We start from the raw sequence: 16153 nt of genomic DNA on the forward strand, positions 1-16153 counted from the left end.
TGAGATTGACGAAAGGACCTTTGATGACCGACCACGATCCCACTCCAACGGGCGGATCCCACCGCCATCCACGCACCGCGCGCATCACGCGGCACACACCGTATCCATCCGCCACCGTAGGCCAAGGGCCGGTGTGGGGTGCGCCCGCCTCCGAATGGAATGAACACCGGGAACCACGGCCCGATCGATGGACGACCAAGAAGACGTTGGCCACGGCGGCACTCGCCGTCGCCGTGACCGGAACCGCGACGGGCGCGGCCTTTGGGCTCTCCTCAACCGGCTCGTCGACCAGCGGAACCGACGCGAGCCATGGGATGGGGCAGACCTCACCCCAGCAAGGTTCCGGGCAGACTGGAACGGAAGGTCAGTCACCTGGGACAGCGGAGGGTGGTGAGAACGGTTCGGGTCAGAACGGTTCAACCTCGGCGCCCGGAGGCCAATCCGGGGAGAACGGACAGGCGCCACAACCCGGTGAAGGCGGAATGACCGGGCAAAACGGGGAGGCTCCTCCCACAGGCGAGGCGGGAGGTACACCGCCGGGTGGAACCTCCGAGTAGGCAAAGATGTCACCGGGTGGAAATACCCGTGAGGAAACGTGTAAATTTGACGACGAACGATGCGATCTGCGCCAGGGTGCGATAAAATGATGGTGTCGTTGACAAAACGTGTACCGACCGGTTGCCGCGTCGGTACGTTCAGACCCCCCGAGCCCTCTCCCTAGGGCCTAAGAAGCTTTCAGTTTCTTAAGGTACGCTCGGGGTCGAAGAGGCCCGTGTTTGTGGTTGTGGTTCCCCCAAACACGGGCCTCTTCTCTTTGTCCGGCCGCTGAGTGCCCTAGATTCCGGAAATTTACTCTCACAGCCCCACCACAGCCAGGCCAAATGGCCCACAAAAATGGCTCAACGACCGTGGTGGTCATGACTACTTCACCCAGGCACAACACCACGACCGCCGAGCGAGGCGCCCACCTGTCACATCCCGGCGAGCAGCCGGGTCATGAGGCGAACCCCGGCCTTCCGGCGGCATCCAGAGTGACGGATATCGGGCGCGATCCCATCGACGTCGACGCCGCCACGACGGTTCTGGACGTGACCATTCCGGTCTTTAACGAAGAGTCCGACCTCGAGGCGTGCATTCGCCGTTTGTCCGGATACCTTGCCGAACACAGCCCGTATTCCTATTCGGTGACGATCGCCGATAACGCATCCACGGATAGGACGCTGGTGATCGCGGAGCGTCTTGCCCGCGAAATTCCGCCGGTGCGGGTCGTCCACCTCGATCGTAAGGGCCGCGGCAACGCCCTCCGCTCGGTGTGGTCGAATCCTGCGGCGTCGATCCTCGTGTACATGGACGTGGATCTCTCAACCGACCTCGCGGCCCTCCACCCGTTGATTGCCCCGTTGCTCACTGGCCACTCCGACCTAGCGATCGGCACACGGTTGGCCCGAGGGTCGCGCGTGGTCCGAGGGGCCAAGAGGGAATTCATTTCTCGTAGTTACAACCTCATGTTGCGAACATTCCTCGGGGCGCATTTTTCCGACGCGCAGTGTGGCTTCAAGGCGATTCGGGCCGACGTCGCCCGACGTCTCATCCCCCACACCGACGACGCCGCATGGTTCTTCGACACCGAGATGTTGGTTCTCGCCGAGAAAGTGGGTCTGCGCCTCGCCGAAGTGCCGGTGGACTGGACCGATGATCCGAACAGCTCTGTCGACGTCGTGGGGACCGCGATCGACGACGTCAAAGGGATGGTTCGGCTTTCGGTCGCGATGGCCACCGGGCGCATACCGGTCTCGGCCTTGCGCGAAGAGCTCGGCAGGGGCACCATCGCCGGGCAGACGAATGGGCTGTTTTCCCAGGTGGTCCGGTTCGGGGCCGTGGGTGTCTGCTCCACCCTGGCCTACTTGGTGATCTTTTGGGCGTTTCGACAGGTAGCGGATGCGCAGTGGGCCAATTTTGTGGCCCTCCTCGTGACGGCCGTGGCCAATACCGCCGTGAATCGGTTCTTCACCTTCGGTGTGACCGGACGACAGGGCGCGCTGGGGCATCACGTCCAGGGGTTGGTGGTGTTTGGCCTGGGCTGGGGCCTGACCGCAGGTGCCCTATGGGGCCTGCACCGTGTTGGCACTCCAAGCGTTCCCCTGGAAACGGCCGCACTGATCGTGGCGAACCTCGCCGCAACGCTCATGAAATTCCTGCTCTTCCGGTGGTGGGTTTTCAACCCGAAGGATCATGCATGAGCGCCCCAACGACTGCACCCCACCTCGTGACCAAACCCCAATCCCAGGAGCCTCCGAACACCATGACGCATCGCACTCGAACCTCCCGTCGGTGGGCACTCTTCACACCACGGGACGGTGACCCCCGCTGGGCACGGCCCGCGGTGGCGCTGATGATGATCGGTACCGCGGTACTTTACCTCTGGAACCTGACCATCTCTCAGTACGGAAACTCTTTCTATGCCGCGACCGTTCGGGCCGGAAGCTCGTCGTGGACGGCGATGCTCTTTGGATCACTCGATGCCAATAACGGCATCACGGTGGATAAGCCGCCGGCCGCATACTGGATTCCCGCGCTGTTGGCACGAATCTTCGGTTTCAATTCCTTCACGGTCCTCTTTCCCCAAGCCGTGATGGGCATCGCGGCCGTCTGGTTCCTGTATCTCGCGGTGCGGCGAACCAACGGCACGGTCGCGGGGTTGATTGCGGGCACCACGATGGCCGTCACTCCGGTTGCCGTGATGATGTTCCGCTTCAATAACCCAGACGCCATGCTCACCTTGTGCCTCGTGTTGGGCGCCTATTTCACGATCCGCGCGATTCAGTCCGGTCAGACGGGGCGTTCCCGATCTGGGTGGTGGATGTTCGCCGCGGGACTCGTGATTGGACTGGCCTTCCTGGTCAAGATGTTGCAGGGATTCATGACAATCCCGGCCCTCGTGGTGGCTTTCGCGGTCGCGGCGCAGGCCGGATGGCTTCGCAAGATTCGCGACGTCGTCATCGCCGGGATCGGGGTGTGCCTTCCCGTGGGCTTGTACGCAATGGTCTTCGCCCTGTGGCCCGAAGGATCCCGGCCGTACATGGCGGGAACCAACGGAAACTCTTTCTGGGAATTGGTGATGGGCTACAACGGTCTCGCGCGAATCCTCGGACAGTCCGGTGGGGGCGCCTCTGAACCGGGCGGCTCCGCTGCGCCAGAAGCTGGAGGAACGGCCGCCGACGCCGCAGGCGCCGCGATGGGAGGCGCGCCGGGTGGCGGTGGTACCGGTTTTGGTGGCACCACGGGAGTGCTGCGCATGTTCAACTCGGGCTTTGGCTCGGAGATTTCCTGGCTCATTCCCGCGGCCGTCATCATGATGATCGCGGGCCTCTGGTTCACCCGGTTCGCCCGCCGCACGGATCTCACGCGCGCGGCTCTCATCCTGTGGGGCGGCTGGTTTGTAGTCAACGCCGGAATTTTCTCGTTCATGGAGGGCACGATCCATCCGTACTACGTGGTGGTGCTGACCCCGGCCATCGGAGCACTCATCGGCATCGGCGCGGTGGAACTCTGGAAGGGTCGAGCTCATTCGTCGGTTCGGTGGGTACTGAGCATCAGCCTGCTCGCCACAGTGGTGTGGGGATTCGCTCTCATGCAGCGGCAGGCACCCGATTGGTTGCCGTGGGTCCGGTGGATCATGCTGATTGGCGGATCGCTGACCGCTGTCGCCTGGATGGCTCGTCTCGACGAGATTGGGGTGCGCGGCCTTCGCAACGGTGGCGTGATCCTGGCCTTGGCGGCGTTGATCTTCGGCGGGTTGGGGGCCACCTCGTGGGGCGTGGCCACGGCAGGTAACGCCCACTCCGGTTCGATCCCCACCTCGGGTCCCGCGGTAGCCTCCACACAAGGTGGAATGGGCGGACCTGGAGGAATGGGCACCGCGCCAGGCGGAAGCGGGGACGCAAGCCAAAAGGGCGGCGGCGAGACGAACGCCGAACTGACCCAGCTGCTGAAGAACGCCGGGACCAAGTACTCCGCGGCGACCATTGGCGCTACGGGAGCGGCCGACCAGATGCTGGCCTCTGACACCGAAGTCCTGGACATCGGTGGGTGGATGGGATCGGATCCGTACCCCACGCTGGATCAGTTCAAGACCATGGTCCAAAACGGGGACATCAAGTACTTCGTGGCCGGTGGCATGGGTGGCGGCGGAGGCGCGCCGGGCGGAAGCTCGTCGTCCTCAGCAATCCAGGAGTGGGTTGCCGCTCATTATCAGGCCAAGACGGTAGGAGGTTCGACCGTGTACGACCTGTCGGCCTAAATCCCTCCTCAGAACGGTGCGGCCCCGGCGCTCTGGTGAGTGCCGGGGCCGTCGTCTGTCACAGGGTGGTCTACTTCAGGTGCTCGTCCATGTTGAGTACGCCGCCCCACGCGAATCGAATGAGCACTTCGCTGAGTTTCGTCTGCTCCTCTTCGGTCTCGGCGGCGCCGATGATCTTCACCGCTTCCAGGACCGCGCTCATGATGGCGTGGGCGCAGAGACGGCACGAGGCAAGGTCCGTGAATCGAGATTCCTCGCGCAACACGTCGGTGAGGGTATCCACGAGTCCGTCGCGGAGCGAATTAACACGTTGGGCGACGTCGGGCCACTTCAGCATGTCGGATTCGAAGAGCAGCTTGTAGGCATCTGGTTGCGTGACCACGAGTTCGGTGAGCACCCTGATGGTTTGCTCGGTCCGTTCGTAGGATGTGAGGTCACCCGCGCGCAGAGGGGTGAGAGCCTTGTCCAGGAATTGCTCGGTGCAGTTCTCGACGACGCTGAGGTAGAGGTCGTCCTTGCTCTTGAAATAGCGATAGAGGAATGGTTTGGAGAGCTTCGCGCCGTCGGCGATCTCGTCCATGGTGGTGTTGTGGAACCCGCTCCGCGCAAAGATCTCTCGGGCAGTGTCGATGATGCTCTTGCGGGCTTGTTCGTCGTCCGTGCGCCGTTTCCGGGGCATGTCCAACTCCTCATTGTGTCTCGGTTCGAATCCGCCTCGGCGCCTCGCCTCGTCATCGTGACGCGCTCGCCGCAGAGGTTCGTCTGGTCCTAGTTAGTGGTCTACGGCGGTCTTCTTGAGAAGAGTCGCCACGAATTTCTCACAGGCATCGATCTGGGTCAGTTCGACCCACTCGTTTTCCGTGTGGGCCTGTGCGATAGACCCTGGGCCGCAAACGATGGCGGGAATACCCGCCGAGAAGTATTGGCCGCCTTCCGTCCCGTAGGAAACGTGTGTGGATTCGCCGCCGCCGTCGAGGACCGCTCCCAGCTCCTGAGCGAAGGCGACGATGGGATCTTGCAGATCGGTCTGGAGCGCCGGCACCTTGGCGAGAATCTCGAAATCGACGCCGACCTGCGAGAGGGCCTTCTCATCCGCTCCGCCGAGGCCACGCACTCGCTCGACGTCGGAGCGGAGCTTCGGTTCGATCTCGTTGCGCAGATACTCGCGAATGGTCTCAGCAAGCTCTTCTGGAGAAGTCTCTGGAACGATCCGGAAATCGTATTCCAAGACGCACCGGTCCGCGACGATGTTGTACGCCGATCCTCCGCGCGCCAGATTAACCCCACCCGTGGTGTACGGGATGTTGAAGCCATCCACGTGCGGACCGTTCTCGCGCAGGTCATCCGTGAGTTGGTTGAAGAAGTGGATGAATTCGCCGGCGTATCGCACGGCATTGATGCCCTGAGGCGCCAGCGAGGAGTGCTTGGGGACGCCGCGGAAGGTGAGCCGCCCTCGTTGCGGAGCCTTATGCGCCACCACGATATTCATCAGCGTCGGCTCACCGACGATGGCGTATCGAGGACGGATGCCTCGGGAGGTGAATTCCTCGATCATTCGGGGTGCGCCGAGACATCCGAGCTCTTCGTCGTACGTGAATGCATAGTGGATGGGCTCGCGAAGATCGGCTTCGACGAAGCGCGGCAACATCCACAGGGCCACGCCGATGAAGGACTTCATGTCGGCCGCGCCCCGGGCGTACAGCTTGCCGTCGCGGATGGTTGGCTCGAAGGGGTCGGTGTCCCACGGTTGGCCCTCGACCGGCACCACGTCGGTGTGACCCGAGAGGACGACGCCGCCAGAGGTGGATCCGTCGGCTGCCGGGATCGTAGCGAAAAGGTTGGCGCGCTCGCCGTCGTCGGAATAGGTCCGGTGGGTCGGGATGTCGAAGCGAGCGAAGGCCGCCTCTAGGTACTCGATGAGCTGGAGGTTGGAAGTTTCGCTGATCGAGTCGTGGCGCAGGAGCTCGTAGATCGTCTCCAGGGAGGCGGGGGCCTCACGGTTCGTCGAGTTGCTGTTCAGTGTCGTGGATTCCTGATAGTCGCCCATGTCACCAGCCTAGTCGGAGCCTACGTGCGGCATTCGTTTGTTCCTTAGGTCGGTCAACACGACGACGTGAAACGCGAAAGAGCTGGGTTGCCGCGCACGAGACCGCATCGATTTGGGGGGATGGATGCCGCCAGTGAACTCCGAGGCTTTTGAGCGGATGGTCTATGGGGGTCTCATCACGCTGCAACGGATTGCCGCACTTTGTGTCTCGACAACCCAGCCAAGTCAAAGGTAGTGGGGGCGATTGGTGCAGGGCCTCTTTATTTCAAGAAGTTAAGCAGGATGATCCAATTTTTATATTGGACTCGAAAGTAGTCTTTAGATCATGTACGAGTGATCACCCAGAGAGTGGAAGGCCCTGCGGTGGTACACCAAGGGGGTTCCCGGGTCCTCGTTGCGCGAGGCTTCGAGGACCTCCGCCGTGAAGACGAGGGCCGGTCCTGCTTGGGCCTGAGTGAGGGTCTGGCAGCGCAAAACCCGGCTGACATCGGTGAGCAACGGCTCGCCGGTCGGCAGAGTCTTCCAGTTCATGGCGTCCCCAAATCGAGGGGCCCCGTGGGTCGCGAAAACCTTGGCGAGCTCGACGTTTTCGGCATCCAATAGGTGCACCAAGAATGTTTTTGCATCCGCGATATACGCCGCGGAACCTCGTCGGGCGGCCAGGGAAAAGCCAAGGATTGCCGGGTCCGCCGAAATGGAGGAAACCGATGACGCCGTGAGCCCAACCGGGCCTTGATCGCTGTCCGCGGTGATGATCGCTACGCCTGCCGGGTGGTGTCCGAAAATTTCCTTGAAAATTTCGGTGATCGTTTCCTGGTTCTCTGGACTCGCCTGAGTCATCGATCGTCCTTTCAGCGGTGCTCCGTGCGCGCGCAAGGTATGCCTTCACGGTCACGATAGATCGGCCGACGGAGTGGCCTCACGGTGAGTCGGATTCTTACGCCCCGTCTCTGAATGTGACTCGATTGTGAATCCGAGTCACGACGGGGCGCTCACTCACCCTGTACCGCTTGAGGTTACCCGGCGGGCAGCTCCGAGGGGAGTGGCGATGCTGCCGGGCGTGGGGACGGGCCGTGGCTGGCAGGCACGATCGGGTCGAAGGGCATGCCGGGGACGGCGGTCCGTCGACCAATGGAGGAGTAGCTGAATCCTGCCTCGGCGACTCGTGCGGGCTCGTAGAGATTCCTGCCGTCGACGATGACTCGTCCCTTCATGCGGGAGGCCAGGAGATCGGCATCGAAGACTCGGAATTCTTCCCATTCGGTGCAGATCGCGAGGGCGTCGGCACCGGCGAGGGCGTCAAAACTACTGTCGGCGAAGGTGATGGCTGCCGCGTCGTCGCCGAGGGCTGCCCGGAAGGTCTCCGCAGCAACGGGGTCGTAGGCCCGGACGTTGGCGCCGGCTTCGATCAAGGAGCGCACGAGGGAGAGGGAGGGCGCCTCGCGAACGTCGTCGGTCTTGGGCTTGAAGGACAGCCCCCAGACGGCCACCGTCGCGCCCGCCATGTGAGGCATGGCTTCGGTGAGTTTGTGGAACATCGCGGATTTCTGGTGGTTGTTGACGCCGTCCACGGCTTCAAGAATGCGCGGCTGGCATCCCGTGGTGCGCGCGGTGTGGGCGAGGGCCGCGACGTCCTTGGGGAAGCACGAGCCACCGTAACCGGCTCCGGCGTAGAGGAATTTGTAGCCGATCCGTGAGTCCGAGCCGATGCCCACACGGATTTTTTCGATGTCCGCGCCGGTGGCTTCGGCGATGGCCGCGATTTCGTTCATGAAGCTGATCTTGGTTGCCAGCATCGCGTTGGCGGCGTACTTGGTCATCTCGGCCGAGGCGATGTCCATCGCGAGGATCTTCTCGTGCTGCCGATTGAACGGTTCGTAGACGTCACGCATGGTGCGTTCGTCCAGTGCGGAGGAAGTGCCGATGACGATCCGTTCTCCGTGCTTGAAGTCCTGGATCGCCGCCCCTTCCTTCAAGAATTCCGGGTTGGAGCAGACCGTGACGCGGTGGTCGACGCCGCGATGGGCCAGGCCCGCGTTGATGATGTTCTGCACTCGATCCGCGGTGCCGACCGGAACGGTGGATTTATCGACCACGAGGAGTTGGTGGTCAACGAGACGTCCGACGTCGCGTGCCACTGAATCGACGTAGCGAAGGTCCGCGGATCCATCCGAGCTTTGAGGGGTGCCGACGGCGATGAAGGCGACCCGCGCCTCGGCCAAACCGTCCGCGGCGGAAGTGGTGAACTCGAGTCGGCCCTGGTTCGCGTTGGTCCGGATCATCTCGTCCAAGCCAGGTTCCCAAATGGGGCAGATCCCTGCTTGAAGGGATTCGACGCGTCGTGGATCGACGTCGATGCACGTGACGTGGTGGCCGCCGTCGGCCAAACATGCACCGGTCACCAGACCGACGTAACCGGACCCGAAAATTGCGATTCTCATACTCAGCGTCCTTCGACCGTGGGAGAACCCGCCGCAACGGATTCCTCATCGATCCACGGTAAACGCGTGGACACTACGCGGAGTTGAACATCCCGTGACGAGCCGCGGAAGCTCTCACGACGATGTGGCGCGCCGGCCCTCCGCGGGACGGCGCGCCACGGGCGTCACCTCAGGTTGTTCCGTTTGGCGTGACGGCCGATGTACCGGGCCTTGTGGGAGAGCAGGATGCCACCGACCACGGCGGCGACCGCCGTCGCGAGGTACATATCGATACTCGCCGCACCCGTTCGCGCCAATTTTTCTGCCGCGAGAGCCCGTGCATTGGGGGTCGGTTCGGGGGCTGGCTCAGGAGCTTCGACCGCTGCGTTGACCGGCGCCGGCTTCTCCTCCTGAGGCGCTTTGTTCTTCGGGGCGGGAGTGGGCGGCTTGGGCGACGGCGTCGGTGCGCTGTGCACCACGGCAGGCACCACGGTCTCCGCGGGAGCCGGGCTCGGCTCGGGAGCGGGCGTCACGGATGGCGTGGGGTTCGCCTCCGGGGTGGGCTTCGGATCCGGCGTCGGCGTCGCATCCGGTGTGGGACCCGTGGAGTGTTTCACCTCAGGTTCCGATGTGGGCGTCGGGGTGGCATCCGGTGTGGGCTCGGGCTTTGGTTCTGGGGTGATGTCAGGCGTTGGCTTCGCGTCCGGCGTCGGCTTCATCTCGGTTTCGGGGGTTGGCTTGGGCTCGGGTTCCGGCTTTGGCGCGGGCGCTGGGGTCTGATTCACCACCTTGGTGAGGTGGAGGATGCTGTTGTATTCCTTGTCCTCGATCATCGTGGGGACGATGAGGTCGCCGTTATCCAGCCGGGCCGCCACCAGATTCTCGCGATTCGTCTTGCCCATATTCGGCACGCTGAGAGTGGAGAGGACCTGTCCGTCAGGCGTGGACCAGACCAGCTGGCTATGCATCGCATCGACCGTGACGACCTTGTCTCCGTCGAAGAACATCTCGGCAATCTCACCCGCCTCGCCGGAGGGTGCGCCCACCGGCCGAACGACCGAGAAGGCGCCGTTGTTGTAGGCAAGACGCTGTGTCTTGGCGTAGCTGCCGTACATCGAGTTCCAGCGAAGGATGGTCTGACCGTCCGACGTCAGACCCCTCAGATCGACGCCAGCATCATCCGCCGGCATGCTTTCGGCAACTTCCGTGACCGGATGGGCTCCCGGGGCGAAATGCAGCAGGCGGCCCCTGTGGACGACATTGCCTTCGGCGTCGTACGTGCTGGAGCCTGGAGCGTAGAGGAAGGTTCCGTCGTTCAGGGCCACCAGGGAGCGAGCGAAGCGAGTGTAGCGATCCCCGTAGTAGCTGCCGGAATCCAGGGTTGTGCCGTTCTTGCTTAACTCTGCCAAGCGGGCTGAAACCACCTCGGGCCGCGGGAGCTGATGCTTCTCGACGGTGCCATCCTGCGAGATCACGGAGAGGGAAGCAGCGCCCTTGGGGCCAACGCTAAGGAGTGCCACCTTCTGGTTCACGGGGTTGTACCCCATGGCGAGCGGTGTTTCACCGGCGGTGTCCAGGGTGCTGAGGGCTCCGAGATGTGTGAGGTGCCCTGAGGCATCAAGCCCGATCTTTTCGACCGCGCTGCTTGCGGAGTTGTACGCGTACAGGACTCCGCCGGCACGGTCGGCGGCCAGGGGGAACCCGGAGGAGGAGGGAACCTCGAGCGACGAGGTTGCCTGCATGCTCTGATGATCCACGGAGGTGAGCCGCAACGGACCGTCGCCGAACTTTTGGCCGGTAGCGTGCACCACCGTGTTCTTAAGGACGACGACGCGGTTCACGGCGGAGACGTCAACCCCCGAATCCCAGGACGCACCCACCAAGAAGGGAGAGGCCGCGAGGTCGAGGGGCTGGCCCGCGTAGCTGAAGGAGAGTGGGGCCAACGGGGCGCCCTCGTTGTAGAAGTCAGAGAACGCGTGCGCGCCGTCGCGCGTCAGGGTGGCCTCCACGTTCTTTACGGACACGATGCCGGTGTCGGTGGACTGGGTGGCACCTTTGAGCCCGAGCTTTGCCATCACCACTTCGTGAGGGCCTTCAGTTTTTCCGGACTGGTAGTTCCGGGTGGTCACGGTGAAGGACAGGGTGGATTCGCCGTCACTATCGATGACGAGTTTGGGGTTGGCAAAGGTCAGGTTGAGGGCACAACTGCTGACGTCCTCTGGGGTGCTGCAATGGCTCGTGAACTGCACGAACCCGCGTCCACGAATCTCGAGACGGTGGGAATCACCGGTGACGGACTCCTGGGGGAAGCTGTACACATGATCGTGCTCGGTGACTCCCTCACCCACGGCGCGGTGACCGCCGACGTAGGAGATGAAAGACGGACGAAAGCCCCAGTGCAAGGACGAGGCTGCTGCGTTGCTCTGCCCTGAGCCGACGGATAGAGGCGCGGTGGGTGCCGGAACCTGATCCGCGAGAGCGGGGGCGGCGGGGAGTGCGAGCGATCCCAAGAGAACGGCTCCACAGGCCAGTGTGATGGGTTTGAGGTGCGAGACGGGCGATGCCACAAGAAACCTTTCCAGATTTTAAATGAGGACAGGTTAAATATAAATATAGTGAACCCTAATTTCTAGGGTTTTGTGGCCCGCAGATCGCCGTCATGTCGGCCTAACCGAGGATCAGGTGCCCCGCTAGGAAGAACATAATGAGGGCGATGATCCCGTCAAGAATTCGCCACGTTCCTGGGCGAGCAAAAAGCGGGCGCAGGAGCCGAGATCCCAGACCGAGGGCGAAGAACCACACGGTTGATCCGAGAACGGCCCCGATGAGAAAAATCCAACGGCCGGTCTCTCCCTGCTGGTTGCCGATCGAGCCGATCAACACCATGGTGTCGAGATACGTGTGAGGGTTGAGGAAGGTCATGGCCGCGCAGGTCATGAGAAGCGCCATGACCGTTGGTTGTTTGGTCTGCTTCTTGGTGGAGGTGTGTTTCCGAACTGCGACGCCGACGCCGCCCGTATGAGTCTCGCTCGCCTCGTCGTCGGCCACCTCCGGGAAGCTCGCGTTGGGGCCGACGGCGTCTTCGGCGGTCACCACGAGGGCTTCGCCGCTAGGCCAGATGGCCCGTTTGGCCGCCATGGCACCGTAGGCGGTCATAAAGATCACCCCACCCCAGAGCAGGATGGTCTGCACCCAGGGCGCCCGTTCGACGATGTATCCCATGCCGCCGATGCCCGCGGTGTAGAGGAGCGTGTCTGCGAGGATGCAAAAAATGATGAGCGGCAGCATGGGGCGACCCATAATCCCCTGTTTCAGGAGGAAAGCGTTTTGGGCACCGATGGCCGTGATGAGGGCAAGAGTGGTGCCCAGGCCCAGAAGGATGAGGGAGAAATCGACGGTCATGACTCCAAGCTAGGGTGTTCGCTGAATACAGTACAGCTAAACTATTTAAGGATACCTAAGCTGAGCTTATGGTGGGCGCATGAGGAGATTTACCGCCGAACAGTTGAGGACCTTTGCGACCGTGGTGGAGGAACAGACCTTCGAGGAAGCGGCGCTCGTGCTGAGGGTCTCGGCGTCGGCGGTGTCGCAGCGGATTAAGGCGATGGAGCAGTCTTGCGGCCAAATTCTGTTGCGGCGATCCAATCCTGTAGAGCCGACGGATCCGGGCCGTGCCGTGCTTCGGTTGGCCCAACAAATTGAGTTGCTGACGGTCGAATCGGAGAGGGAGCTTGCCGGGGAGGATCGAGCGCGTCGTCTGTCCATCGCAGCGAATTCGGACTCCTTGGCAACGTGGCTTCTGGATGCGCTCGCAAAAATCCCTCGTGAGGAGCGTATTTACTGTGAAGTGCGCCGGGAAGATGAGCGACATTCCTCGGGTCTCTTACGTTCCGGCGGAGTGATGGGAGCGCTCACGGTCGACCCACAGCCCGTCCAGGGATGCTCGGTTGAACTCCTAGGGTCGACGCGGTACGTGATTGCCGCCGCTCCCGATTACGTGCGTCATTACTTCCCTGGTCTTGAGAAAAGGGGAGGCGCCATGAGCGAGGAGCAGTTGCGGTTGGCCCCCTTGATTCAGTTTGACCGTAAAGACGTGATGCTCGAAGACATGGCCGTGCATCTGGCCGAGGCGTACGGACTGCGCCCACAACAGGATGCGCCGCGAATCTATATTCCCTCGTCAACTCAGTACTATCGGGCCGTGCTCCTCGGAATGGGGTGGGGTGCCGTGCCTGATCTTCAGGCGGCGGACGCACTGGCCGATGGCTCGCTGATTCCGCTGGTCGATGAGCCGATAGATCTCCCGTTGTATTGGCAACGTTGGACGATCGATTCCCCCGCCCTGCACACCATCACGGAGGCTATTCGGGAGACGGCGTCGGAGCGGCTGCGGCAATAAGCGGGCGGGGCTCGGTGTGTCGTCCCGGCGGAGGCTTGGGTCGATACGCCTTAACCCCGTGGATCGAAGTGGAACTTCTTTCCCTCGGCTCGGACATACCCGCCTGAAGGTGCCGGAAAATGCGATCCCAGAAGGAGTATCTGTTCCTCGGCCGCCCAAGTGAGGAGCTTGAAGCGGGTCGATGCCGCCTGGTCGGCATTGATGTCAACGCTGGCGTTTATCTCGGGGTGTTCGAGCTGGATCGAGTGATGGAGGGCGTCCCCGGAGATGATGGCCTGTTGGCCTTCAGAGTGAATCAGGACGGAAAGATGACCCGGCGTATGTCCGGGTGTGGGGATCAGTCGCACCTCGGATGTGATGTCGAGACCCGCGGGTGGTATCCGTGGCGTTGAGAGCATGTCTCGCTTTTCCAGCGGCTTCACCGAATCGTCAATCATCACGGCTCGGGCCACTTCGACGTCAGTTGTACTCCAATACTCCCGCTCGGCGTGGCTCATCACGTACGTTGCCCTCGAAAAGGTGGGCACCCATTCCCCATCCGACCACGTTGTGTTCCACCCGACGTGGTCGGCATGTAGGTGAGTGAGGAGAACCAAATCCACCGTCTCGGGGGCGAAACCGGCGGCCGTGAGGCGTTCGATATATGGGGTCTGGAGGTGGTCCCACGCGGGATTGTCGCGTGTTTTGGCATTGCCAATGCCAGTGTCGACGACGATCTTGCGCCCCTGTGACGTCATGGCGAAGGAATGCGTGCCGGATGCTATGCCTCCCGTGCGCGTTTGATGCCCATTAACGGAAATGGATTGGGGGTCCACGTTGGGGAGCAGCCACTGGCCGATCTCTGCTGGAAGTTGAGTTTCCTCAACTCGGTGGATTGAGACGTCTCCGACGGTCCAACGGTTCATAACTTCCAACCCCTTAAAGCAAAATCTTTGCGTTAAGAAACTGTAAGCGCATAGACTCCATAACGTCAACGATCAACGGCTCGAGGCGGGAGTGTCATGGTGGAGGCGCGCGAACAGGTTGCTCAGTACATGCAGGATGTCGTCTCTGGTGTACGGAGCGATGTGGGATGGGAGAACACGTCCTCAAACAATGAGGGGCGCTTCGGCGAGAGCTCGATGGAGTCATCCAGGCCGGGTCCTCGTGCCAGATTCCTGAGAGCCAGAGATGCCTGGGAACGGCACGAAAATCGGGTCCATGCCTGGGCTGTAACTGACTTTGATGCTGCGGAGAAGCGGTCGGATCGCTTGGAAGAAGCCGTCCGACATGGCGATTCACCAGGGGCATTGGCGGGCTGGACCGTCGGCGTCAAAGACGTTATCGACGTCGTAGGGTTTCCGACCCGCAACGGCTCGGATGCACCCCCGCGCCATCCCTCGAAGGATGCGTCATCGGTGCAGAGGCTCAAGCGCGAGGGCGCCAATATTCTCGGCAAGACCGAAACCCACGAATTTGCCTACGGGCTCATCACACCGCAGACCACCCATGCCTTTCGACCGGATCGAATTGCTGGTGGCTCGAGCGGCGGTGCAGCCGTCGCGGTAGCCAACGGCTCTGCCGAGGTGGCGTTGGGAACCGATACGGGCGGATCGGTGCGAGTTCCGGCCGCCCTCAATGGAGTTCTCGGCTTCAAGCCGACTCATGGACGTCTTGCGTTGGACGGCGTGACCCCACTGTCGCCGACTCTCGACCACCTCGGCGTCATCGCCTCGACTTGGGATGGACTCGAGGGGGTATTTAGCGTCTTGGACTCGGGAAGCGATGTGCCGGTGGCGTCGTCACATGGGTTGACTATGGGGTATCCGCCATTGACTCGGGAGAGCCACGTTCAGCCCGACATCGCATCCGCTCTTTCTGAGTTTCTGCGCGTTGGCGACGGCGCCGGTGCAACGAGTCAGAAGGTCGAACTTCCCCTCTGGGATAAGGTTCCGGCGATCCACTACGGAATTATGGGCCCGGAAGCCAGTGCTGAGCATGCTTTTCTCAGTCCCGAGGATCGTTCACTCTTGGGGGAGGAAACACGTTCCCTGCTCGACGGCGGCCATACCATCCCGGCTACGGATTACCTCCACGCCCTCCGGTGGCGAGAGGAGATGCGGCGGCTTTGGGTCGAGCTCTTCAACTCTGTGGACGTGCTCGTCTTGCCCACCACTCCTGTGGTCGCCCCATATCGAGGTGAGGGGGAAATCCGTTGGCCCGACGGGGCGGTCGAGTCGGTGACGGATGCACTGGTGCGGTGGTGCGTACCCGCAAATATCACTGGCCTCCCCGCCCTGACTATCCCCTTCGGGTGTGACGCGGAGGGTATGCCGATTGGTCTCCAAGTGGTGGGCCCTCCAGAGTCGGACCGGTGGTTGCTGGGTACGGTGCGGCAACTCGTGGAAAAATGGTCCTCGTCGACCACGACGACGGAGGAGGCAGGGTGGCCCCGAAAACTGGACCTCGACCCGGAGGGCGAAGCGCTCGTATCCAAGCGACCGTCCACAATGCAACGCGAGAATTGCTCACTCGACGGGATCGGGCGGAGCTGAGCGTTCCCATGATCGCTGAATTCGCGGGGGTGACTCCTTCTACGATCTACCGGCGATGGGGTAATCTCGATGCCCTCTTCTCAGACGTGGCCACGGAAAATCTCCGACCGGAGCAGTCGCCCGAAGACCGTGGATCGTTCGAGGCCGACATCTTGGCCTGGGCAGAAGCATTCGCCGAAGAAATGGCCAGCAATTCCGGGCGGGCCATGATTCGAGATGTACTTTCCGGTGGCGAAGAAAATGCAGGAACCTGCTCCGACTATGCTGCGGATCAGATTGACGTCATGCTTGAACGAGCGCGTGCGCGCGGTGAATCCGTCCCGTCACGGGAAAGGGTGGTCGACGTCATCGTTGCACCGCTCATGTACCGCATCCTCTTCCGCCCGCACATTCCGGCAAACACGGAAAATCTGGTCGGTGAGTTGATGCGAGCCGCACCAGAAGAACGTTAAC

At 62.2% G+C, this 16153-nt stretch carries 13 protein-coding genes; 6 read left to right on the forward strand and 7 right to left on the reverse strand.

Going from position 1 to position 16153, the window contains the following annotated elements; genetic code table 11:
* Positions 1-23: 23 nt before the first annotated feature.
* From D8M21_RS05380 to D8M21_RS05390, 3 genes are all read left to right on the forward strand, one after another.
* Positions 24-557 carry a hypothetical protein gene (locus D8M21_RS05380; protein WP_048682291.1) on the forward strand — a complete coding sequence of 178 codons (534 nt, stop codon included), beginning with the start codon at positions 24-26 and terminating at the stop codon, positions 555-557.
* 360 nt (positions 558-917) lie between these two features.
* Positions 918-2240 (forward strand): bifunctional glycosyltransferase family 2/GtrA family protein, encoded by a 1323-nt coding sequence (locus D8M21_RS05385; protein ID WP_082156847.1) that lies wholly within the window; start codon positions 918-920, stop codon positions 2238-2240.
* Positions 2237-4300 carry a glycosyltransferase family 39 protein gene (locus D8M21_RS05390; RefSeq protein WP_065424302.1) on the forward strand — a complete coding sequence of 688 codons (2064 nt, stop codon included), beginning with the start codon at positions 2237-2239 and terminating at the stop codon, positions 4298-4300. Before D8M21_RS05385 ends, D8M21_RS05390 begins: the two co-directional genes overlap by 4 nt.
* Before the next feature lie 70 nt (positions 4301-4370).
* Here D8M21_RS05390 and D8M21_RS05395 read toward each other — a convergent pair whose 3' ends face one another.
* The 6 genes from D8M21_RS05395 to D8M21_RS05420 form a co-directional block, all read right to left on the reverse strand.
* Entirely contained in the window at positions 4371-4979 is a 609-nt protein-coding gene (locus D8M21_RS05395; RefSeq protein WP_048682285.1) for a TetR/AcrR family transcriptional regulator, read from the reverse strand.
* Positions 4980-5072: 93 nt separating this feature from the next.
* Positions 5073-6347 carry an acetylornithine deacetylase gene (gene argE / locus D8M21_RS05400; RefSeq protein ID WP_048682283.1) on the reverse strand — a complete coding sequence of 425 codons (1275 nt, stop codon included), beginning with the start codon at positions 6345-6347 and terminating at the stop codon, positions 5073-5075.
* A gap of 318 nt (positions 6348-6665) precedes the next feature.
* Complete coding sequence (locus D8M21_RS05405; RefSeq protein WP_048682279.1) at positions 6666-7187, reverse strand: flavin reductase family protein; 522 nt, start codon at positions 7185-7187, stop codon at positions 6666-6668.
* 176 nt (positions 7188-7363) lie between these two features.
* The gene (locus D8M21_RS05410) at positions 7364-8788 is read right to left on the reverse strand and encodes a UDP-glucose dehydrogenase family protein (protein ID WP_065424301.1); all 1425 of its coding nucleotides are present in this window, start codon (positions 8786-8788) and stop codon (positions 7364-7366) included.
* Between the two features lie 164 nt (positions 8789-8952).
* Positions 8953-11334 carry an HtaA domain-containing protein gene (locus tag D8M21_RS05415; RefSeq protein WP_126855703.1) on the reverse strand — a complete coding sequence of 794 codons (2382 nt, stop codon included), beginning with the start codon at positions 11332-11334 and terminating at the stop codon, positions 8953-8955.
* 100 nt (positions 11335-11434) lie between these two features.
* Entirely contained in the window at positions 11435-12169 is a 735-nt protein-coding gene (locus D8M21_RS05420; protein ID WP_048682274.1) for a LysE/ArgO family amino acid transporter, read from the reverse strand.
* 79 nt (positions 12170-12248) lie between these two features.
* On the opposite strand from D8M21_RS05420, the gene D8M21_RS05425 reads away from it, so the two are divergent.
* A complete protein-coding gene (locus D8M21_RS05425) occupies positions 12249-13166 on the forward strand; it encodes an ArgP/LysG family DNA-binding transcriptional regulator (protein ID WP_048682271.1) in 918 nt (305 codons plus the stop codon).
* A 50-nt stretch (positions 13167-13216) separates the two neighbouring features.
* On the opposite strand, the gene D8M21_RS05430 is transcribed toward D8M21_RS05425, so the two are convergent.
* Entirely contained in the window at positions 13217-14071 is an 855-nt protein-coding gene (locus D8M21_RS05430) for an MBL fold metallo-hydrolase (protein ID WP_048682268.1), read from the reverse strand.
* A 96-nt stretch (positions 14072-14167) separates the two neighbouring features.
* On the opposite strand from D8M21_RS05430, the gene D8M21_RS11410 reads away from it, so the two are divergent.
* Entirely contained in the window at positions 14168-15700 is a 1533-nt protein-coding gene (locus D8M21_RS11410) for an amidase (protein ID WP_126855704.1), read from the forward strand.
* An 8-nt stretch (positions 15701-15708) separates the two neighbouring features.
* Positions 15709-16152, forward strand: coding sequence for a TetR-like C-terminal domain-containing protein (locus tag D8M21_RS05440; protein ID WP_238651073.1), 444 nt, complete (start codon positions 15709-15711; stop codon positions 16150-16152).
* Position 16153 lies beyond the last annotated feature (1 nt).

Origin of the sequence: Kocuria sp. HSID16901 (assembly GCF_003989425.1) — a bacterium.
Taxonomy (GTDB): Bacteria; Actinomycetota; Actinomycetes; order Actinomycetales; family Micrococcaceae; genus Rothia; species Rothia massiliensis.

Bases quoted from the DNA above. Each gene is read 5' to 3' on its own strand.
- D8M21_RS05380 (WP_048682291.1), top strand. From the start codon at position 24: ATGACCGACCACGATCCCACTCCAACGGGCGGATCCCACCGCCATCCA.
- D8M21_RS05385 (WP_082156847.1), top strand. From the start codon at position 918: ATGACTACTTCACCCAGGCACAACACCACGACCGCCGAGCGAGGCGCC.
- D8M21_RS05390 (WP_065424302.1), top strand. From the start codon at position 2,237: ATGAGCGCCCCAACGACTGCACCCCACCTCGTGACCAAACCCCAATCC.
- D8M21_RS05395 (WP_048682285.1), bottom strand. From the start codon at position 4,979: ATGCCCCGGAAACGGCGCACGGACGACGAACAAGCCCGCAAGAGCATC.
- argE (WP_048682283.1), bottom strand. From the start codon at position 6,347: ATGGGCGACTATCAGGAATCCACGACACTGAACAGCAACTCGACGAAC.
- D8M21_RS05405 (WP_048682279.1), bottom strand. From the start codon at position 7,187: ATGACTCAGGCGAGTCCAGAGAACCAGGAAACGATCACCGAAATTTTC.
- D8M21_RS05410 (WP_065424301.1), bottom strand. From the start codon at position 8,788: ATGAGAATCGCAATTTTCGGGTCCGGTTACGTCGGTCTGGTGACCGGT.
- D8M21_RS05420 (WP_048682274.1), bottom strand. From the start codon at position 12,169: ATGACCGTCGATTTCTCCCTCATCCTTCTGGGCCTGGGCACCACTCTT.
- D8M21_RS05425 (WP_048682271.1), top strand. From the start codon at position 12,249: ATGAGGAGATTTACCGCCGAACAGTTGAGGACCTTTGCGACCGTGGTG.
- D8M21_RS05430 (WP_048682268.1), bottom strand. From the start codon at position 14,071: ATGAACCGTTGGACCGTCGGAGACGTCTCAATCCACCGAGTTGAGGAA.
- D8M21_RS11410 (WP_126855704.1), top strand. From the start codon at position 14,168: ATGGTGGAGGCGCGCGAACAGGTTGCTCAGTACATGCAGGATGTCGTC.
- D8M21_RS05440 (WP_238651073.1), top strand. From the start codon at position 15,709: ATGATCGCTGAATTCGCGGGGGTGACTCCTTCTACGATCTACCGGCGA.